Source organism: Streptomyces sp. NPDC093510 (genome assembly GCF_040683555.1).
In the GTDB taxonomy this organism is placed as follows: Bacteria; Actinomycetota; Actinomycetes; order Streptomycetales; family Streptomycetaceae; genus Streptomyces.
Genome location: NZ_JBFBEE010000025.1, coordinates 1 through 18,662 on the forward strand (window position 1 = coordinate 1; position 18,662 = coordinate 18,662).

The 18,662-nt window shown below is 73.0% G+C and carries 21 protein-coding genes; 9 read left to right on the forward strand and 12 right to left on the reverse strand.

Going from position 1 to position 18,662, the window contains the following annotated elements; translation table 11 throughout:
• From AB0N81_RS32245 to AB0N81_RS32255, 3 genes are all read right to left on the reverse strand, one after another.
• On the reverse strand, positions 1–1,745 hold a 1,745-nt coding region (locus AB0N81_RS32245; protein ID WP_365364596.1), incomplete at its 3' end, for an AAA family ATPase.
• The gene (locus AB0N81_RS32250; RefSeq protein ID WP_365364598.1) at positions 1,742–2,905 is read right to left on the reverse strand and encodes an exonuclease SbcCD subunit D; all 1,164 of its coding nucleotides are present in this window, start codon (positions 2,903–2,905) and stop codon (positions 1,742–1,744) included. The genes AB0N81_RS32245 and AB0N81_RS32250, both read right to left, overlap by 4 nt.
• An 88-nt stretch (positions 2,906–2,993) precedes the next feature.
• Positions 2,994–3,620, reverse strand: coding sequence for a YigZ family protein (locus tag AB0N81_RS32255; protein WP_365364600.1), 627 nt, complete (start codon positions 3,618–3,620; stop codon positions 2,994–2,996).
• A 160-nt stretch (positions 3,621–3,780) separates the two neighbouring features.
• On the opposite strand from AB0N81_RS32255, the gene AB0N81_RS32260 reads away from it, so the two are divergent.
• Positions 3,781–4,434 (forward strand): 4'-phosphopantetheinyl transferase superfamily protein, encoded by a 654-nt coding sequence (locus AB0N81_RS32260; protein ID WP_365364795.1) that lies wholly within the window; start codon positions 3,781–3,783, stop codon positions 4,432–4,434.
• A gap of 44 nt (positions 4,435–4,478) precedes the next feature.
• Here the strand turns inward: AB0N81_RS32260 and AB0N81_RS32265 are convergent, their stop codons facing one another.
• From AB0N81_RS32265 to AB0N81_RS32275, 3 genes are all read right to left on the reverse strand, one after another.
• Complete coding sequence (locus AB0N81_RS32265) at positions 4,479–5,057, reverse strand: hypothetical protein (RefSeq protein WP_365364602.1); 579 nt, start codon at positions 5,055–5,057, stop codon at positions 4,479–4,481.
• Positions 5,058–5,157: 100 nt separating this feature from the next.
• Positions 5,158–5,991 carry an ABC transporter permease gene (locus AB0N81_RS32270; RefSeq protein ID WP_365364604.1) on the reverse strand — a complete coding sequence of 278 codons (834 nt, stop codon included), beginning with the start codon at positions 5,989–5,991 and terminating at the stop codon, positions 5,158–5,160.
• Complete coding sequence (locus tag AB0N81_RS32275; protein WP_365364606.1) at positions 5,988–6,968, reverse strand: ATP-binding cassette domain-containing protein; 981 nt, start codon at positions 6,966–6,968, stop codon at positions 5,988–5,990. The genes AB0N81_RS32270 and AB0N81_RS32275 overlap by 4 nt, the downstream gene beginning before the upstream one ends.
• A gap of 143 nt (positions 6,969–7,111) precedes the next feature.
• On the opposite strand from AB0N81_RS32275, the gene AB0N81_RS32280 reads away from it, so the two are divergent.
• From AB0N81_RS32280 to AB0N81_RS32295, 4 genes are all read left to right on the forward strand, one after another.
• Entirely contained in the window at positions 7,112–7,225 is a 114-nt protein-coding gene (locus tag AB0N81_RS32280; RefSeq protein WP_365364608.1) for a lasso RiPP family leader peptide-containing protein, read from the forward strand.
• 132 nt (positions 7,226–7,357) lie between these two features.
• Positions 7,358–9,004, forward strand: coding sequence for an asparagine synthase C-terminal domain-containing protein (locus AB0N81_RS32285; protein ID WP_365364610.1), 1,647 nt, complete (start codon positions 7,358–7,360; stop codon positions 9,002–9,004).
• Between the two features lie 59 nt (positions 9,005–9,063).
• Positions 9,064–9,339 (forward strand): PqqD family peptide modification chaperone, encoded by a 276-nt coding sequence (locus AB0N81_RS32290; protein ID WP_365364612.1) that lies wholly within the window; start codon positions 9,064–9,066, stop codon positions 9,337–9,339.
• Entirely contained in the window at positions 9,336–9,851 is a 516-nt protein-coding gene (locus AB0N81_RS32295; RefSeq protein WP_365364614.1) for a lasso peptide biosynthesis B2 protein, read from the forward strand. The genes AB0N81_RS32290 and AB0N81_RS32295 overlap by 4 nt, the downstream gene beginning before the upstream one ends.
• An 8-nt stretch (positions 9,852–9,859) precedes the next feature.
• Here AB0N81_RS32295 and AB0N81_RS32300 read toward each other — a convergent pair whose 3' ends face one another.
• The 3 genes from AB0N81_RS32300 to AB0N81_RS32310 all read right to left on the reverse strand — a co-directional run bounded on the left by AB0N81_RS32300 (position 9,860) and on the right by AB0N81_RS32310 (position 13,752).
• Complete coding sequence (locus tag AB0N81_RS32300; protein ID WP_365364616.1) at positions 9,860–11,485, reverse strand: amidohydrolase; 1,626 nt, start codon at positions 11,483–11,485, stop codon at positions 9,860–9,862.
• A gap of 73 nt (positions 11,486–11,558) precedes the next feature.
• Positions 11,559–13,025, reverse strand: a complete 1,467-nt coding sequence (locus AB0N81_RS32305; RefSeq protein ID WP_365364618.1) for an APC family permease — start codon at positions 13,023–13,025, stop codon at positions 11,559–11,561.
• A gap of 22 nt (positions 13,026–13,047) precedes the next feature.
• The gene (locus AB0N81_RS32310; protein ID WP_365364620.1) at positions 13,048–13,752 is read right to left on the reverse strand and encodes a transcriptional regulator; all 705 of its coding nucleotides are present in this window, start codon (positions 13,750–13,752) and stop codon (positions 13,048–13,050) included.
• A 150-nt stretch (positions 13,753–13,902) separates the two neighbouring features.
• On the opposite strand from AB0N81_RS32310, the gene AB0N81_RS32315 reads away from it, so the two are divergent.
• Positions 13,903–14,358, forward strand: coding sequence for a tellurite resistance TerB family protein (locus AB0N81_RS32315; RefSeq protein ID WP_150164242.1), 456 nt, complete (start codon positions 13,903–13,905; stop codon positions 14,356–14,358).
• Between the two features lie 23 nt (positions 14,359–14,381).
• Here the strand turns inward: AB0N81_RS32315 and AB0N81_RS32320 are convergent, their stop codons facing one another.
• Both AB0N81_RS32320 and AB0N81_RS32325 read right to left on the reverse strand, forming a co-directional pair.
• Complete coding sequence (locus tag AB0N81_RS32320) at positions 14,382–15,314, reverse strand: M56 family metallopeptidase (protein ID WP_365364622.1); 933 nt, start codon at positions 15,312–15,314, stop codon at positions 14,382–14,384.
• A gap of 23 nt (positions 15,315–15,337) precedes the next feature.
• Positions 15,338–15,754, reverse strand: a complete 417-nt coding sequence (locus tag AB0N81_RS32325) for a BlaI/MecI/CopY family transcriptional regulator (protein ID WP_365364624.1) — start codon at positions 15,752–15,754, stop codon at positions 15,338–15,340.
• 166 nt (positions 15,755–15,920) lie between these two features.
• On the opposite strand from AB0N81_RS32325, the gene AB0N81_RS32330 reads away from it, so the two are divergent.
• Both AB0N81_RS32330 and AB0N81_RS32335 read left to right on the forward strand, forming a co-directional pair.
• Entirely contained in the window at positions 15,921–16,496 is a 576-nt protein-coding gene (locus AB0N81_RS32330; RefSeq protein ID WP_362988564.1) for a TerD family protein, read from the forward strand.
• Positions 16,497–16,547: 51 nt separating this feature from the next.
• Positions 16,548–16,955 carry a CoA-binding protein gene (locus tag AB0N81_RS32335; protein WP_365364626.1) on the forward strand — a complete coding sequence of 136 codons (408 nt, stop codon included), beginning with the start codon at positions 16,548–16,550 and terminating at the stop codon, positions 16,953–16,955.
• 34 nt (positions 16,956–16,989) lie between these two features.
• On the opposite strand, the gene AB0N81_RS32340 is transcribed toward AB0N81_RS32335, so the two are convergent.
• The gene (locus tag AB0N81_RS32340; RefSeq protein WP_365364628.1) at positions 16,990–18,054 is read right to left on the reverse strand and encodes a helix-turn-helix domain-containing protein; all 1,065 of its coding nucleotides are present in this window, start codon (positions 18,052–18,054) and stop codon (positions 16,990–16,992) included.
• A 139-nt stretch (positions 18,055–18,193) separates the two neighbouring features.
• On the opposite strand from AB0N81_RS32340, the gene AB0N81_RS32345 reads away from it, so the two are divergent.
• Positions 18,194–18,634 carry a nitroreductase family deazaflavin-dependent oxidoreductase gene (locus AB0N81_RS32345; RefSeq protein ID WP_365364630.1) on the forward strand — a complete coding sequence of 147 codons (441 nt, stop codon included), beginning with the start codon at positions 18,194–18,196 and terminating at the stop codon, positions 18,632–18,634.
• The last annotated feature ends 28 nt before the right edge of the window (positions 18,635–18,662 follow it).

Here is an 18,662-nt window from a genome sequence, read left to right on the forward strand (position 1 = left end):
GCGGCCGTCGCCGCGGCCAGGGATTCCCGTACGTCCCCGAGGGCGCGCTCGGCGGCCGTGCGGGACTCGTCCGCGCGGCGGTGCGCGGCGAGGGCGGCCTCCTCGGTGTGGCGGTCGACGTGTCCGGCGATCTTCCGTGCGGGGGCCGGGTGCTCCGTCGCGCCGCACACCGCGCAGGGTGCGCCGTCGGTCAGGTGCGCGGCCAGTTCGGCGGCGATACCGGTGAGGCGCTGCTCCTTGAGGGCGAGCCAGTGCTCGTGGGCGGTGGTCGCGGACTCGCGGGCGGCGAGGGCGCGTTCGTGTGCCTCTGCCGCGTCCTGGGCGAGGCGGTCACGGCGGCGGGCCGCGTCGAGGCGGGCCTGCGCCGGTTCGAGCCGACCCGCCAGGCGCTCGGCGCGGGTCGCGGCTTCCTGGGCGGACTCGATGTTCTCCTGGAGCGTGCCCCGGGTCGTCTCCCAGCCGTCGAGCCAGCCGGACGCGTCCTGGAGCAGTTCGTCGTCCGCCCGCTCCTGGCGGTCCAGCGCGGCGCGTTCCGCGGCGATCTCGGCGGTGCGCTGCTCGGCGCGCCGGGCCGACGTGAGGCCGCCCAGCTCCTTTGCCGCTGTGCGCGCGGCGGCGGCGAGGCCCGCCGCGCCGGAGGACGTGAACGTCTCGGGCAGGCGGCCACGCGCGCGTGCCTCCGCTTCCGTGGCGCGGCGGTGGTCGGCGTCCGCGGTGTCGCGCAGGCCGAGCGCGGGGGCTACCGTCTCGGCCTTGCGGGCCCGTTGCAGGCGCTCTTCGAGGTCGCGCTGTTCGTCCGCGCGCGCGTGGAGCCTTTCGGCCCGCGACTGTGCCTCGGCGAACCGCGCCTGCAGGCGGTCGAGTTCGCGTGCGTCACCGAGTCCGCGTTCGGCGGCTGCCTGGGCGGACTCGGCGGCCGTGAGCGCGCAGTCGGCGACGGTGAGACGCTCCCGGGCGTTCGCGCGGGCGACGGCCGCCCAGGTGAGGACGGCGCCGGCGAGGCCCGGGTCGCCGGGCGCCAGGTCGGGCAGGGGGAGCTCGGTGTCGCGGCCGCCGTCGTCCGCCGCCTGCTGCATGCGGTGCGCGTCGGCGAGGAGCGCGGCGTCCCCCTCCTTGACCTCGGCCTCGGTGGTGCGCCGCTGCTCGGCGAGCCTCTGTTCCACGGCGGCGAACCTGTGCGTGTCGAAGAGCCGCCCGAGGAGCTTTCCGCGTGCTTCCGCGTCGGCGCGCAGGAAGCGCGCGAAGTCGCCCTGGGGCAGGAGGACCACCTGGCAGAACTGCTCCTTGCTCATGCCGAGCAGCTGCGTGATCTCCTCGCCGATCTCCTGGTGGGACCGGCTGAGGTCCTTCCAGGCGGCCGGCGCGGCCCCCGCGTCGTACTCGCGCAGCCAGCTCTGCGCCTTCTCCGTGGTGGTGCCCGTGCCGCGCTTCTTGGGGCGCGCCCATGGGGGCTGCCGGGTGATCTCCAAGCGGCGCCCGGCGACGGTGAGTTCGAGGCTCACTTCCGTGCGCGTGCCCTGCTGCGCGTGGTCGCTGCGCAGCGTCATGCCTTGTCCCGCGCCCTGTCGCGCGCCCGGCACCGAGCCGTAGAGGGCGTAGCACACGGCGTCCAGGACGGAGGTCTTGCCCGCGCCGGTCGGGCCGTGCAGCAGGAAGAGCCCGGCGGTGCTGAGGTCGTCGAAGTCGATGTCCTGGGTGGTGCCGAACGGCCCGAAGGCGGTGATGCGGAGCCGGTGGAGCCTCATCGGGCGACCTCGCGCAGGGTGGCGTCGGTGCGGACCGCGTCGAGCGCCGAACGCAGCACTTGCCGTTCCCGTTCATCGGGCCCGGCGCCGCGCACGTGGGTCACGAAGTCCTCGGCGACCTGCTGGTCGCTGCGGCCCTGGAGACGCTGGGCGTAGGAGACGTCCGGGTCGTCGGGGGCCCGGTCCGGGTCGAAGACGAGGCTGAGGGTGTGCGGGAAGCGCTCGCAGAGGCGGGCCATCGGGTCGTCGGGGCGCAAGGCGTCGGTGAGGGTGGCCTCGACCCACGCCTCTTCGTGGCGGGCGAGCCCGGGATCGTCGAGCAGGTCGTCGAGGGTTCCCCTGATGCGGGCGAGGGGGCGCGGTACGGGGCAGTCGACGCGCTCGGCGTCGATGTCCCCTCCGGGGCCGAGGTCGACGAGCCACATGCTCTTGCGGTGGTCGGCCTCGGAGAAGGAGTACGGCAGGGGGGAGCCGGAGTAGCGCACGCGCGCGGAGAGGGTCTGGCTGCCGTGCAGGTGGCCGAGGGCTGCGTAGTCGACGCCTTCGAAGACTCCGGCGGGCACGGCCGCGACCCCGCCGACGGTGATGTCCCGCTCGCTGTCGCTGGCCTGGCCGCCGGTGACGAAGGCGTGGGCGAGGACGACGGAGCGCGTGCCCGGTGCGCGCGCGGCGAGGTCGGCCCGCACCCGGTCCATGGCGGCGCCGAGGACCGCCTCGTGGCCCGCCCTGTCCACTCCGAAAGCGTCCTTGACCAGGGCGGGTTCGAGATAGGGCAGGCCGTAGAACGCGACGTCGCCGTGGGGGTCGGTGAGGATCACGGGCTCCGCGCAGGCGGCCGGGTCGGTGCGCAGGTGGATGCCCGCGCGGTCGATGAGGCCCGCGCCGACGCCGAGGCGGCGCGCCGAATCATGGTTCCCGGAGATCATGACCGTCGGCACGCCGAGGTCCGCGAGCCGGTGCAGGGCGTCGTCGAAGAGCTCGACGGCCGCGAGCGGCGGCACCGCCCTGTCGTACACGTCCCCGGCCACCACGACGGCGTCCACGTCACGCTCACGCACGGTCGCCAGCAGGTGGCCGATGAACGCGGCCTGGGCGTCGAGCATGTTCACGCGGTGGAACGATCGCCCGAGATGCCAGTCGGACGTGTGCAGAAGCCTCATGATTCCCGAGACTATCGGGCGGGTCGGACATCACGGGTGGCCACTCCCGTAACTGCTCCGGGCCCGCGCCTCCTCCGGGCCCCGCGCGTCAGGCGTCCCCGTACGCCTCTCCCCCGAGCTCAAGCACGGCGCTGCCCGCGGTGGCGTCGGCCAGCCAGCCGCGGAAGACGTCCACGTCGGCGTCGGGCAGGCCGATCTCGATCGTGACCACGTCGCCGTAGCGGACGTCGCGCACCTCGCGGCCGGCCGCCCGCAGATCGTTCTGGACCTTGCCCGCGCGCTGGTGGTCGACGGTGACGGTGGCCAGGCGGAAACGGCGGCGGGTGACGGTGCCGAGGACGTCCAGGGCCTCGCCGACCGCTCCTCCGTAGGCGCGGATGAGTCCTCCGGCGCCGAGTTTGACCCCTCCGTAGTAGCGGGTCACGACGGCGGCGACGTACCGCATGTCGCGGCGCGTCAGCATCTGCAGCATCGGGACGCCGGCGGTGCCGCCGGGCTCGCCGTCGTCGCTCGCCTTCTGCACGGCGGCGTCGGCCCCGATGACGTACGCGAAACAGTTGTGGCTGGCGGTCGGGTGTTCCTTGCGGACGCGTGCGACGAAGTCCTGGGCCTCCCGCTCGGTGGCCGCGGGTGCCAGGGCGCACAGGAAGCGCGAGCGGTTGATCTCGGTCTCGTGCACGCCCTCGCGGGCCACTGTGCGGTATTCGTCCTGCATCAGGCCAGCGTATGCGCTCGTCGGGGGCGGTCCGTGCCCGGGAGGGCCGTGGGGTGGCGTGGGCCACAGGCCGCCCTCCGGCGCGGTCCGCCCGGTACCGTGATCTCTCGTGACGTCACCTTCCATATCCGTGCGCCAAGTCCCGGACCCGGCGGGTCCCTTGGCATCCCTGCTCGCCGACGTGCCCGTCACGGTCGTCGAGACCCACGACGACCCGGCCGACGCCGTCCTCTTCCCGGAGGAGGAGGCGGTGGTCGCGAACGCGGTGGCCAAGCGGCGCAACGAGTTCACGACAGTGCGGCACTGCGCCCGTACCGCGCTGGCCCGCATCGGGGTGCCGCCCGCGCCGATCCTGCCGGGGCACCGGGGCGCGCCGGGCTGGCCGGACGGCGTCGTCGGCAGCATGACGCACTGTGCCGGGTACCGGGCGGCGGTCGTGGCCCGGGCCGGTGAGGTGACGTCGCTCGGCATCGACGCCGAGCCGGGCGAGCCCCTGCGTGATCCGGACGTCCTCAACCTCGTGGCCGACGAGACGGAACGTGCCGCGCTCGCCGCGCTCGGCTCCCGGCACCCGGCCACGCCCTGGGACAGGCTGCTCTTCAGTGCGAAGGAGTCCGTCTACAAGACGTGGTTCCCGCTCACCGGGCGGTGGCTCGGCTTCGAGGACGCCCGGGTGGAGCTTGTCGCGGACGGGACGTTCACCGCGCGGCTGCTGGTCGAGGGGCCTGTGGTGGAGGGCGTCGAGCTGAAGGTGTTCTCCGGTCAGTGGGTCGTGCGGAACGGGATCGCCGCCACGGCCATCGTTCTGCGCTGACGGCGCCCGCGGTCCGGCCCCTGCCCCGCCCGTGAAGTCCGCACTCAGTGCGCCGCGATCTCCTCCCTCGACCTCACGTCGTCATCCGGCAGGATGAGGAACTCCCGCTCCCTTTCGGTGAGCACCTTGAGGAATCCGGGCTCGGCCTGCATCACATAGCCCCGCAGGCCCTTGGCGTGGCCCAACTCGATCCGCTCCAGCGGGACCCACGGGGTGGTGATCGTCGCCGCTCCGAGCAGCATCGCCCCCGTCAGGTCGGGCCGCTCGGCCCGCCGGCCCGCCATCTGTGCGCGGTTCCTGGCCTCCCGCAGGGCTCGCGCCTCCGTGAAGAACCGGAGGACGGCGACCGGCAGGAGGAGCGCGAGGAACAGCACGGAGACGAACGAGTCGGCCATGACGGTGCCGAGGACAAGGCCGATGGTGTCGTCCAGGTCGAGGGTGTGGAGGACCGCGAAGGCGGTGTGCCAGTCGTAGCCGGACACGGCGAACAGCCGCAGGAGGAGAAAGGTGAACGCGGCGGTGGTCACCGCGAGCCCCGCCCCATGCCCGTCCGCCTCCGACTCCGACTCTGCCTCGGTCTCGGTCTCGGTCTCCGTCTCCCTCTCCGTCTCGTGAGATGTCATGTGTGCCTGAAGGCCTTTCCTGCAAGGGAGTTCGTCACCACGCGTGGCACGGGGGTGCGCCACGCGCGCGTGCGCGGCGATCGCGTAGTGCGTCCGTCTCTCACTCCAGGCGGCCGAACCGGCGGGCGGCCCACCACAGCACGACCAGGCCCAACAGGGCGAGGACCACGATCTCCAGCGCGGCCGGGACCTGCCAGTCCCCCCAGCGCACCCCGTCGGCCGTCGGGCCGCCGGGGGCGTGCCGCTCGATGCTGCGGCGCAGCACGTCCACGGCGTACGCGAGGGGGTTGAGGGCCGTCAGCTGGACGAGCGGGCCGGGCAGCGCGGTCAGGGGGAAGAACGCTCCGGAGAGGAAGAGCAACGGCATGAGGGCGAGGCTGAGCAGGATGTGGAAGGACTCCACGCTGCGGATGCCGAGAGCGAGCGCGGCCGCCAGGACGGTGAGCACGAACGAGGTCAGCACCATGGTCGCGAGCAGGGTCAGGAGCAGGGCGGGGTCGTAGGGCAGCCCGACGACGCCCGCGGTGGCCAGGAGTACCGCGCCCTGGACGGTGGCTTCCGCGGTGCCGCCCAGGCAGCTCGCGCAGAGGAGGGTGGTGCGGCGTACGGGGGCCATCAGGAGCTCGCGGAGGTAGCCGCTCTCGCGGTCGGTGATCAGCCGCATGCCGACGGTCACCGCCGGGGTCTGCACGGTCATCACCAGCACGCCGGGGAAGAGGTAGGCGCGGTAGTCGCCGCCGACGGCCGTCGCGGGCACCAGGGCCGCCAGGCCGCCGCCGAGGATCAGCAGGAAAAGCAGGGGCTGCACCAGTGTCAGGGCCGTCTGCGCGGGCTGGGCGAGCATGCGCAGCAGATCACGCAGAACAAGGGCGTGGACGGCGCGCACTTCCCGTACCAGGGGGGACGCGGCCTCGGTGGCCGGCGGGGCCGTCACCGGCCGCTCCCGGTGATGAGGCGGCCGGTGTGGTGGAAGAAGACGTCGTCCAAGGAGGGTTCCGTGAGCGTGATGGCGTGCACGCGGATGTCGCGGGCGGCCAGGGCGGCGCACAGCCGGGGCACCTGCTGTGCGCCGCCCGCCACGGCGACGGTCAGCCCGCCCGGCCCGGCGGCCGGGTGCAGGGCGAGGTCCTGCCGCAGTACGGCGGCCGCCGCGGCGTCGTCGGCGGTGCGTACGCGCACGTGGTCGTCGCCGATGGCGGCCTTGAGGGCGGCCGGAGTGCCGTGTGTGACGACGCGGCCCCGGTCGAGGATGGCGAGGCGGTCGCAGTGTTCGGCCTCGTCCAGGTAGTGCGTGGTGACGAAGACGGTGGTGCGCCGGTCGGCGCGGAGCCGGGCCAGGTGGTCCCAGATGTGGGCGCGGGCGTGCGGGTCCAGGCCGAGGGTGGGTTCGTCGAGGAAGAGCACGCCCGGTTCGTGGAGCAGAGCGCGGGCGATCTCCAGGCGGCGGCGCAGCCCTCCGGAGAGGGTGCGCACGCGGTCCCGGCGGCGCTCGGCGAGCCCGGTGAGTTCCAGGAGCGCCGCTCCGCGGGTCCGGGCGAGGGGGCGGGACAGGCCGTACAGGCGGGCGTGGAGATAGAGGCTGCGTTCCACGCTGAGGTTCGGGTCGAGGGCGCTGTGCTGGAAGAGCAGGCCGACACCGCGGCGTACGCGCTGCGGCTCGGTGCGGATGTCGGCGCCGGCCACGCGCGCGTGCCCGGAGGTGGGGCGGGCCAGGGCGCAGAGCATCGCGATGGTGGTGGTCTTGCCGGCGCCGTTGGGGCCGAGGAAGGCGAAGGTCTCTCCGGTGCGTACGTGGAGGTCGACCCCGCGGACCGCCTCGGTGCCGGGGTAGTGCTTGGTCAGGCCGTGGGCGCAGATCGCGTACGGGCCCGCGTCACCGGCGGGGCAGCCGGTGCGGTCCGCGCCGGTCACCACCGGGTCTCCGGCTCGCCTGGTTGCCGCTTTTGACGTGGCACGCTCCACCCCACAAACTGGAAGAAGAGGGAACAAACACCCTATATGTCACATGTCGTCGTTGCGGCGACGACCCGGGAGCAGGAGGAAGGTGAAGCACAATGCGTCTGCGCTATACGCCTCCGAAGATCGTCCGGATCGGGCGGGTGGAGAAGCTGACCGGCCAACTGCGTCGTGGAGTTCCCGACTTGCTCGGCCATGGCAACATCCTCTGACCGACCCCACCGCAGGGCGGAGCCCTATGGGCTCCGCTCCGCTCGTGGGACGAGCCCGGGAGCGCGATGGCCGGCCAGCACTTCGCGGCGTTCCCCGGTTGCTCCGGGCGCACAGCCGTCCCCTCGAGCACCGTGGACCTCACGCACGCCCCGTTCGACGCCCGCTACGCCGACGGTCGCGCCGCCGACGGTGTCTGCCAGTGGCTTCCGGCGGGAGTCAGCGCCCCGTCAACCGTCCCGCAACCGGTCCCGAACGCCTGCCTCGCCCTCGCGGGCCCTCTGCCGCGCGAGCTGACGCCGGACCAGGTGGAGCGGGTGGTACGGGAGACCGAACGCGGCCGGTACGCCGCGCTCCGCCGACTGCCGCCAGAGCTCGCCGGAGCCGTCGTCACCGCCCGGCGCGTCGTGCTCTTCCGCGGCGTGTGCAGCGCCGAACAGCTCTTCTTCCGTACGTCGGACCGTGGGACGCAGTGGTCGAGCGACCCTCGCGACCTGCTCGAAGGACCACCGGAGTTCGACCCCGAGACGTTGTGGCGCGCCTGTCGCGGCGAGGACGTCTTCGTCTTCCCGGGCATGGAGCGGCTGCTTCCCGGCCACCTCGTCGTCGCGGACGGCCGGTCGGCGCGCGTCGAGACGTACGACACCATCAGCCCGCTCCCGCTGCCGCGCCGCACCTCCCTGCGCCAGTACGCCGACATCGCCCAGGAGTTGCTCCTTGAGGAGACCCGCCCCTACGCGTCCGCCGGCCGCATCGGCGTCCTGCTCTCCGGAGGCGTCGACTCGGCCCTCGTGCTCGCCGCGCTCGTCGAACAAGGGGCCGAGGTCACCGCGTACCACATGCGCACCGCCGACCCGATCGCCGACGAGTGGCCACGCGCGCGTGAAGTGTGCCGGCAGCTGTCGGTCCCGCTGGTGACGGTGGACCCGCCCGGTGAGGACGAGTCCTACTTCCCGGTCGGGCACGACCACCCCCTGCCCTTCAACCACGTGTGGTTCCGCCGCCTCGATCTGACGGCCCGCCGGATCGCCGATGACGGCGTGCGCACGGTGCTCACCGGCCTCGACGGGGATGTCGTCTTCGGCCCCCTGCGCTACGGCCTCTACGACGTCGCCGTCGCGGACGTCCCGTGGCGCGAACGGTGCGCCATGGCCAGCGGCCTGCTCAGCTCCCGGTGGGAACTCAGCAGGATCGTCCGCAGTCTGCACCCCGGCCACTCGCTCTACGACGACCCCGAAGCGACCGCCGAGACCGAACGCGCGAGCGACTTCCTCGTCCCCCTTCCCGACGCCGGGGCCGAGCGCTACGAACCGGACTCCGCCGCGCAGGAGCACACCCTGAACCTGACGGTCTGGCGGCCGTACGGCATTCACTGCGCCAAACCCTGGGGCGGCCGGGAGCTGCGCCGGCTGGCGGCCCGGCTGCCGAACGCCTACCGGGTGATCCCGTACGCCGGCCGGACCATCGACAAGCCCGTGCTGCGTCTCGCCGCCGCCCGCCGGAAGCTTCCCTCCGTCGTGTGGCGGCACTACGGACGGGACTGGCTCGGCTCGCCGGACGAGACGTGGTGCCTGCGCCATCCGGACGCCGTGGGGGACGTACTGGGCGGGCCCGACGCCCTGTTGCCCGCCCTGGGCGTCGTGGATCCGCGCCGCCTGGCCGCCGTCCTCGACGACCCCCGCGCGTTGCGCCGCAACGCGGAGAACCTGCTGTGCACGGCCATGGTCGAGTTGTTCCTGCGCGACCTGACGCACAAGCTCGGCCCGGCGCCGAGGGAGTGAACACCCCGCGCCACGGGCCGGTGACGGCCGCCGTGGCCGGCTTCGTGAAGGAGACCGACATGCCGCTGATCCAACTGGCCGAGCAGACCGTCTTCGACCCCGCCGACGGTACGGGGGTCCTCCTCGACACCGCCGACGGCGTCTACTTCGAGCTGAACCCCACAGCGACCCTCATGCTGGAGACGGCCCTGCGCTGCGAGACGTACGACGAGGCCGTCCGCGACCTCACCGAGCGCATCGACGCAGCCGACGGCGAACTGCGGGAGGGCATCCGGTCACTCGCCGCCCAGCTCGCCGAGAGCCGCCTCGCAGGACCCGGTGACGTGCCGTCATGACGGTCCCGACGACGAAGCCGCGGGCGACCGCCGACTGGGCCTTCCTGCTCTGGGGCGACGACGCGGCCGGACCCCTGCCGCGCACTCCCCTCCCGGTTCGGCTGGCCGCCGCCTCCCGCACGGCACGTGCGCTGTGGACCTTGAACAGGCACGGCTGGGGCGCGGCGCAATCCCGGCTGCGCGATCTGCACGTGCCTGCGGGTGCCCACCGCGACCTGCCGGAGGCGACGGCGATCCGCCTCGCCCGCCGCGAACTACCCCACTGTCAGCTCGTCGTACGCCTGCTCGCCCCCGACGCGCTCTGCCTGGCCAGGTCGTTCGCACTGGCCGTCCATCTGTCGGCGCTCGGGCTGCCCGCCGAGACGGTCATCGCCCGGCAGCGTTCGTCGATCGGCGCGCGGTTCGCCTTCCACTCCTGGACCGAGCTGCACGGCGAGGTCCTCAACGACGTGCCGGGCGTCCGGAGCGGCCACACGGTCCTCCAAAGGGTGGGGTGCGCCGCCCTCCACTGAGGGGCACGTCACTCCCCCACGGAGGCCGCTCTGTACGTGGGCCTGCCGCCCAGCCAGGTGCCCAGCACGCGCGCGTGGCGGATGTCCATCGGGTCGCACGCGCGTGGGTCCGCGGAGAGCAGGACCAGGTCGGCGGGGGCGCCCGGCGCGAGGGACAGACGGTCGTCGGCGCCCGCCTGGTGGGCGACGCCGGTCGTGGCCGCCGTCAGCGCCTGGTCGACGGTGAGCCGCTGGTGCGGGAGCCAGCCGTCCGCCGGCTCACCCGTGAACGTGCGCCTGGTGACGGCGACTTGGACGCCCTCCAGCGGGACGTGCGAGCTGACGGGCCAGTCGCTGCCGAAGGACAGGCGCACTCCGTCGCGCGCCAGCTCTCCCATGGGGTACTGGAGCTCGGCCCGTCGTGCGCCGATCCGCGGGATGGACAGCTCGGTCTGGAGCGGGTCCGGTTGTGCCCACAGGGGCTCGAAGTTGGCGATGACGCCGAGCGCGGCGAACCGCGGCAGGTCCGCGGGGTCGACAACCTGGACGTGGGTGATCACCGGGCGCCGGTCCCAGGCCGGATTGGTGTCGGCCGCCGCCTCGATGGCGTCGAGTGCCGCGCGCACACCGGCGTCCCCGATGGCGTGGATGTGCGTCCGGAAGCCCTCGGCGTCGAAGGCACGCACTGCCTCGGCGAGGGCGCTCGGCTCCCACACGGGCATCCCGCAGCTGTGCGGCGCGTCCAGGTAGGGGTCGAGCATGGCGGCCGTACCGCCTTCGACGACACCGTCGCTGAAGTACTTCACCGTCCGCGCGGTGAGCAGCTCTCCGCCGTCGGCCGCCACACGCGCGCGGGTCGCGGAGAACGGCCCGAGCTGTTCGCGCCAGCGGTCCGGGTCGGCGCGCTGGGCCAGGTCGACGCGGACGGTGAGGGCGTCGCGCCGGGCCGCGGCGAGGTAGGCCTCGGCCGTCTCCGGTTCGACCCAGGCGTCCTGGACCCAGGTGATGCCCGCGCGCGCGTACGCGTGCCCGGCGCGGCGCACCGCCTCCACCAGCTCGTCCATCGCGCGCGAGGGCACTTGGTCGAGCACGAGATCGCAGGCGTGCCATTCGCGGAGTGTGCCGAGGGGTGTACCGTCCGCGCGGCGCACGATCCAGCCCAGGCGCGGCTCCGGAGTCGTCTCCGTCACCCCGGCCCTGCGCAGCGCCTCGGTGTTGCACCAGACGGTGTGGTAGTCGTGGGCGCGCAGCACGACGGGCCGGTCGGGTACCGCGGCGTCCAGCCAGTGGGCGTCGAACTCCCCGTCGGGCGCGAGCGCGGGGTCGTAGGAAGCGCCGACGATCCACTCCGTCTCCGTGTGTTCCTTCGCCCAGCGCCCGACTTCGGAGACGATCGCGTCGATGGAGTCCAGCTCCTTGATCTGCGGCCCGAAGCTCTCCAGGCCGCCGAAGAGCGGGTGGGCGTGCCCGTCTCCGAAGGCGGCCATCAGCAGTCCGTCGCCGATGTCGACGACCTCGTCCGCGGTCGGGGCGAGTGCGCGGGCCGCTGCGCCGAGGGCGGCGATCCGGCCGTCGCGCACGGCAAGCGCCGTGGTGTCACCGTCCCCGTCGCCGGTGCGGATGGTGCCCAGGAAGACGAGGGTGGTCGCTGTCATTCTGTCACCGTCATGCTGTCGCCGGCTCCTTGCCGTTGTCGTCGACTTGATCGCTCGGAGACCACTGGACCACTCAGGTGCGTTCGGCGTCCACCGTCGTGAGTCGTTCGTACGCCGCCGGGTCGCGCCGCCGGAGCCGCAGGGCCAGCCCGGCCCCCACCACGAACAGCACCGGCAGGGGCGCGATCAGCGCCGCGTTCACACCGTCCGAGGCGCCGGTGAGCAGGTCGAGGTCGGCGCAGACGAGGACGGTCATGACGACGAGTCCCGCGCAGGCGAGCAGCGGCGCGGCGACGACCCGCCAGGCCGGCACGGCCCGCCGGTCGCGGCGGAAGAATCCGTACACGGCGAGCGCGGCGAGTGCCTGCATGAGCATCACGCCGAGGATGCCGGAGCCGCTGCTCCACAGGAAGGTGACGGTGTACGGGTCGGCCCCGCCGAGCACGGTGACGACGATCACGGCGAGCGCGATGGCGGACTGTGTGACGACCGCGGCGGCCGGTGCCCGTGTCCTGGCCGAGACGGTGCCGAGGCGTGCGGGCAGGAGTCCTTCCCTGCCGAGTGCGTAGAAGTAGCGGGCGGCGCCGTTGTGGAAGGCGAGGGTGGCGGCGAAGGCGCTGGTGATGATCAGTACGTGCATGGAGTCGGCCGCCCAGGCCCCGGCGTACCGTTCGGTGGCCGAGAACACCATGTCGGCGCCGCCGTCCCCGTTCGCGACCGTCCGGGCGCGGTCGGCCCCGTACGCGTTGATGATCATCCAGACGGTGAAGGTGTAGAAGAGCGCGAGGAAGCCGACCGCGATGTAGGTGGCGCGGGGCACGGCCCGTTCGGGGCGGCGCGCCTCCTCGGCGTAGATGGCGGTCGCCTCGAAGCCGATGAACGCGCCGATGGCGAGGACGAACATGCCGCCCACGCCCGGTTCGCCGAGGCGTGCGGGCGAGAGCGCGCCGTGGTCGAGGCCCTGCGGGCCGCCCCCGTGCGCGAGGACGCCCACGTCGAGGACGAGCAGCACCAGGACTTCGAGGGCCAGCGCGACACCGAGGACCTTGGCGCTGAGCGTTATCCGGAGGTAGCCGAGCGCGGCGATCGCGACGAGTCCGGCCGCCGCCCACATCCACCAGGCCACATGGATGCCGGTGAGGTCCTCGAAGCCGGATTCGGTGAACCAGCCGAAGGCGGCGAGGAGTCCGACCTCGATCGCGTTGTACGAGAAGAGCGCGACATACGCGGCCCCCGCCCCGGTCGGGCGTCCCAGGCCGCGTCCGATGTACGCGTAGAACGCGCCGGCGTTGCGCACGAACCGGCTCATCGCCGTGAAGCCCGCGGCGAAGACGACGAGCAGCAGTCCGGAGAGCAGATAGCCGAGCGGTGCCGCGTCCCCGGCCATGCCGATGGCCAGCGGGGCCACGCCCGCCATGACGGTGAGCGGCGCGGCTGCGGCCACGACGAAGAACACCAGGTCGCCGGTGCCGATGGCGCCGTCGCTGAGGCCTTGGGCGGCCGGTGCGCAGGAAAGTTCGGCGGAGGTGGGTGCGGTCACGCGCTACTCCCGGGGGTCGTGGTCAGGGTGCGGCGGGGTGGGGCCGGCGGCTCCGCACCGCCTCGTCGCCGTCGGCGAGGGTCTCCCAGAACATCTCCTCGTAGTGGCCCAGCAGGCGGCCGTGGCGCAGGTGGGCCGCCGTGACCCGGCCCCGGTCGAGACCGGCCTGTACGGCGGTGAGTGCCTGCCTGTCGAGGTCCGGCGCGGGTTCCGCGAAGAGGTCGAAGAAACCGCAGGCCTCGTCGTCGAAGCCGTAGTGGTCGCGCAGCGCGCGGGCGATCGTGGCGCAACAGCGGCCCCATGCCTCGAAGTTGGCGGTGAGGGCGAGGACGACGTCGACCGGTTCGCCGTTGAGGGCGAGCCAGGCCACATAGGCCGGGTAGGCCTGACAGCCGGCCTGCGGTTCGTACGTCGCCGCTTCGGTCGCGCCGACCGCGCAGGCGTCGAGCAGCGGGGCGAGCCGCTCCCGCGCGAGGCTCTCGCCGTCGGCGAGGGTGTCGAAGAAGGCGGCGGACTCCAGGTCCTTGGCCTCGGCCGACCGCCGGGTCAGGTGTTGGAAGGAACGCTGGTCGGCCGGGATGACGTGCCGCTGCTCCAGCGCGAGTACGGCGATCGTGCGCACCTGCGCCCGGCCGTCGGCGACGCGCGGCACGAAGGGGTTCGCGTCCGGGTCGGGGGCGAGGCGGGCGGCCGTGGTCCGCAGGAGTTCATGTGCCGTCGGAGTCATCACGCGCACCTTCCGCTGGGCGGGAACTTCTCGGCCGGGCTGCTAGTTTCTACTCTGTTGTAGAAACTGGCGGGGGCCCGGACCTGCGCGCAGCGTACCGGGACCTCGTCCGAACACCCCTGATACATCGATACGTTTATGGAGTTCCCCATGGCCCTGTGGGACCGCGTCAAGGAATCCGCATCGACGATGCAGACCCAGTTGATGGCGAAGAAGAACGACCTCAAGAGCGGCGCCTTCCGCGACGCCAGCATGGCGATGTGCGCCCTGGTGGCGGCCGCCGACGGCACCGTCGACCCGTCCGAGCGCCAGCGCGTGGCCCAGCTCATCGGCACGAACGAGGTGTTGCAGAACTTCCCCGCGGACGACCTGCGCCGCCGCTTCGACGAGTACGTGGACAAGCTGACCGCGGACTTCGCCTTCGGCAAGGTGAGCGTCCTCCAGGAGGTCGCCAAGGCGAAGAAGAAGCCCGCCGAGGCCCGCGCGGTGATCCAGATCGGCATCGTCATCGGCGGCGCCGACGGCGACTTCGACAAGGACGAGCAGGCCGTGGTGCGCGAGGCGTGCTTCGCGCTCGACCTGCCGCCGCACGAGTTCGACCTCTAGGGCAGACGGTTCAAAGACAGCTCTCAGAGCGGTGTGGCCGCCCGAAGGATGAGGACCATCGTGACGGCGGCGTTCGCCGAGGACATCGCGGAGACGGCGGTGCCGAACGCCGCGGACCACAGGGCGAGCCCCACCGCGGTGAACACGGAGGGCCGGGTGCGGGCGGCGGGCGCCGGGGCGAGGAGCGCGGCGACGCGGCGCGGCACCGGGCCCGGCGACGCCAGCCCCGCGAGGGTCGGCGCGGGCGCGCCCCGGGAGACCAGGGCCGCCTTGCCGATCGCGCGGGCGACGACCCGCCGGTCCCGCACCGCACCGGCCGCCGCCTCGTCGGCCCACCGCTCCGCGGCGTAGGCGACGGAGGTGCGCAGCGGCCGCAGGAAGGGGTTCGCGCGGGCCGCCAACTGCGTGACGAGCAGGTGCCGGTGGTGCCGTGCGGAGAGGTGGGCCCGCTCGTGGGCGAACAGCGCGCGGCGCTCCGGGGACGCGAGCCGGGACAGCATGCCGGTGGTGACCACGACACGGCCACCGGCGCGCGTCGGCAGGGCGTAGGCGTACGACGCCTCGTCGGTGAGGACGGCGACGGAGCCGCCGCGCAGCCCTGCGAGGGCGCGACGGCCGCGGCGTCGTACACGCGCGTGCCGCCGGAGCGTGCGCGCGCATGCCGCGCACACCGCGAGCAGTGCGGGGATCGCGACCCTGCCCGCGACCTCGTCGTAGGGGACGGCTGCCCGCACCTCGGGGTCGGACCAGCCGTCCGGCAGGGGATTTCCCGGCAGTTGGGCGGTGCCGACGACCATGAGGAGTGCCAGGCAGAGCGTGCTGCACACGGCCATCACCCCGGCGACGGCGGTGAGCAGCCGGGTCGCGGTGCGCGGGTGGAGGTGCTGCTCGGCGAGGCGCGCGATCGGCCACGCGGTCAGCGGCAGCACGAGGGGCAGGAAGACGAAGACACCCATCAGCGGAGAACCCCCATCGGGCGTCAGTCGTCGGCCTCGGCGCCCGCCTGCCCGAGCAGCCCGCGCAGGAGCTCCTCGTCGTCGGGCGTGAGCGTCGTGACGAAGCTGGCGAGCACGGCCTCCCGGTCGCTCTCGCCGTCGAGCACCTTGCGCATGCGGAACGCGGCGAGCCCGGCCTCGTCCGACGCGGGCGTCCACGCGAACGACCGGCCCGCGCGCTCGCGGGTGACCACGTCCTTGGCGAGGAGGCGGGTCAGGATCGTCATGACGGTGGTGTACGCGAGGTCGCCGCCGATCCGCTCCTGCACCCAGGCGGCGCTGACGGGCCCGCGTGCGGCGTGCAGCGCGGCGAGGACCTGCGACTCCAGTTCGCCCTGCGCGCGACGGCGCAGCCGCGGCGGCCGCTCGTCGTGCCCCTCGTGCTCGTCGGCATGCGTCATGCCCGGAATCCCTCCAGCCTCAGTGTGCTCCACGGCGGACGGGGAGCGCCCTATCGTAACGGGGCACCGCCGCACCACCCACTTCTACACTCCTGTAGATTTTGGGCTCCAGGATCCGGATCGAGCCAGCATCCGGATCGCAGAACTCGGACCGTAGGAGGACATCGTGGGAGTTTCCCTGGCCAAGGGCGGCAACGTCTCCCTCAGCAAGGAGGCCCCGGGCCTCACCGCCGTACTGGTCGGCCTCGGCTGGGATGTGCGCACCACGACCGGCACGGACTACGACCTCGACGCCAGCGCGCTGCTCTGCGACGACTCCGGCAAGGTCGTCTCCGACCAGCACTTCGTCTTCTACAACAACCTGACGAGCCCGGACGGCTCGGTGGAGCACACCGGCGACAACCTCACCGGTGAGGGCGAGGGCGACGACGAGGCCGTGAAGGTGAACCTCGCGCAGGTGCCCGCCGACATCTCGAAGATCGTCTTCCCGGTGTCGATCCACGACGCCGAGAACCGCGGCCAGAGCTTCGGCCAGGTCCGCAACGCGTTCATCCGCGTCGTGAACCAGGCGGACGGCGTGGAGATCGCCCGCTACGACCTGTCGGAGGACGCCTCGACGGAGACCGCCATGGTCTTCGGTGAGCTCTACCGCCATGGCGCGGAGTGGAAATTCCGTGCGGTCGGCCAGGGTTATGCCAGTGGGCTGCGCGGCATCGCGACGGACTTCGGCGTGAACGTCTGACCCGAGCACAGCCCTGACGGCACCCGGCCGCGAATCTCGAGGAGGCAGGTCATGTACGGCGACCAGGAGACGGTGCGCAAGATCCTGACGGAGCTCGGCGACACCTGGGCCGTCGTGGGCCTGTCCGATAACCGGGACAGGGCGGCGTACGGCGTCGCGGCCGTCCTGCAGCGCTTCGGCAAGCGCGTCGTCCCGATCCACCCGAAGGCCGAGACGGTCCACGGCGAGCAGGGATACCCGTCCCTGTCCGCCGTGCCCTTCCCGATCGACGTGGTGGACGTCTTCGTCAACAGCTCGCTGGCCGGCCAGGTCGCCGACGACGCGGTCGCCGCCGGTGCGCGGGCGGTCTGGTTCCAGCTCGGCGTGGTCGACGAGGCCGCGTACGACAGGACCCGCGCCGCGGGCCTGCACATGGTCATGAACCGCTGCCCCGCCATCGAGATCCCGCAGCTGGGCTGAGGCGACTGGGCCCGGGCCCGGGCGGCGACACCGCTCAGAGCGGCTGCTCGGGCCAGTTCAGGAGGCGGGCGCCGATCACCGCGGTCTGCAGGGTGTAGCGGTGCACGGGGTCGGCCGGGTTGGCGCCGGTGAGCTTGTGGATGCGCTCCAGGCGGTACGTCAGGGCGCGCACGCTCAGCGAAAGACGCCGGGCCGCCTCCGCCGCGACACAGCCCGCGTCGAAGAAAGCGGCCAGCGTGTCGATGAGCGGCTGAGGCCCGCCGCGGGCCTGCCGCAGCGGGCCGAGCGTATGGACCACCAGGTCGGCCATCGCCTGCCGGTCACGGGTCAGCACGGGATAGACGAGCAGATCGGCGGCGTGCAGCACGGGCTCGTCGAGTTCGAGGCGGTCGGCGAGGTCCAGGGCGTTGAGCGCTTCCTCGTACGACTGGACGACACCGCCCGGGCCGGGCTGCGGGCGGCCGATGACGACGCGGCCGCCTCCGACGGCGGTGTAGGCGTGCTTGGCGAAGAAGGCGAGGACCTCGCCCTGGTCGCCGGGGGCGATGCACACCAGCCGCTCGTCCTTGGTGGTGAGCAGGATGCTGCGGTCGCCGAACCGGCCGTGCAGGGCGCGCTCGACCTCGCGGGGCACGGCATCCCCCTCCTCGTATCCGCTCACCCCTTGGGCGACGGCGACCGCGTGTTCGTAGGAGAGCCGCAGTCCGAAGCGTTCGGCGCGCTCGGCGAGCATGCCCAGGTTGCTGCGCCCGTGGAGCAGGTCGTCGATGAACTCCCGCCGGGCGGCCTCCTCCTGACGCACCGCTAGGCGCTGAGCGCGTTCGTAGCCCTCGGCGAGCGCGTCCACGGTCTGCTCGACGGCGGCCAGCACGCTGTCCGTGGAGACCACCGTCCGCGCGGCCGGCCAGTGCTCGCGGGTCGCCGCCAGGTGTGCGCCCACGAGAGCCCGCAGCCCGAGCCCTGCGTCGGCCGCCCGCTCCCCCAGCGCGCGCCGCGAGTCCAGCTCGCCGCGGGTGAGCCTGCGCCCGGTCGCGGCCGCGGCCGCCAGAATGCGCGCGTACCCGTCGAGGTACTCCTCGGGTATGCCGTCCCCCGTCATGCCCGCCCCCGCCGCCGTCCTGAACCGCTGCCACCGTACTGAATCATTTGACTCTTTTTAGCGCATAAGGAGTGGGCGGTATCCGGCCGGGTCGGCGCGGGAGCGGAACAATCCGCGGGCGGGCGTCGTTGAACGGGTCATGCCTCTGACTGGTGAATACGAGCCCGGTACGTGGGACTGGGCGAGCAAGCAGGCCCAGCTGTACGAGAGCTCCGGCGGGACGAAGGGGACGACCATGCAGGGGACGCCGGTCATCCTGCTGACGTCCGTCGGTGCCAAGAGCGGGAAGCTCCGCAAGAACCCGCTGATGCGCGTCGAGCACGACGGGGAGTACGCGGTGGTCGCGTCGAAGGGCGGCGACCCGGCGAACCCTTCGTGGTACCACAACCTGGTCGCGCACCCGCATGTGGAGCTGCAGGACGGTCCGGTGAAGAAGGACTACCGCGCCCGGATCGCCTCCGGTGAGGAGCGCCGGCTGTGGTGGGAGCGGGCCGCGAAGGTCTGGCCGGCGTACGACGAGTACCAGAAGAAGACGGACCGGGAGATCCCGCTCTTCATCCTCACCCCGTTCGAGTCCTGACCCGCACGCCCCCTGACCTCACACGGCC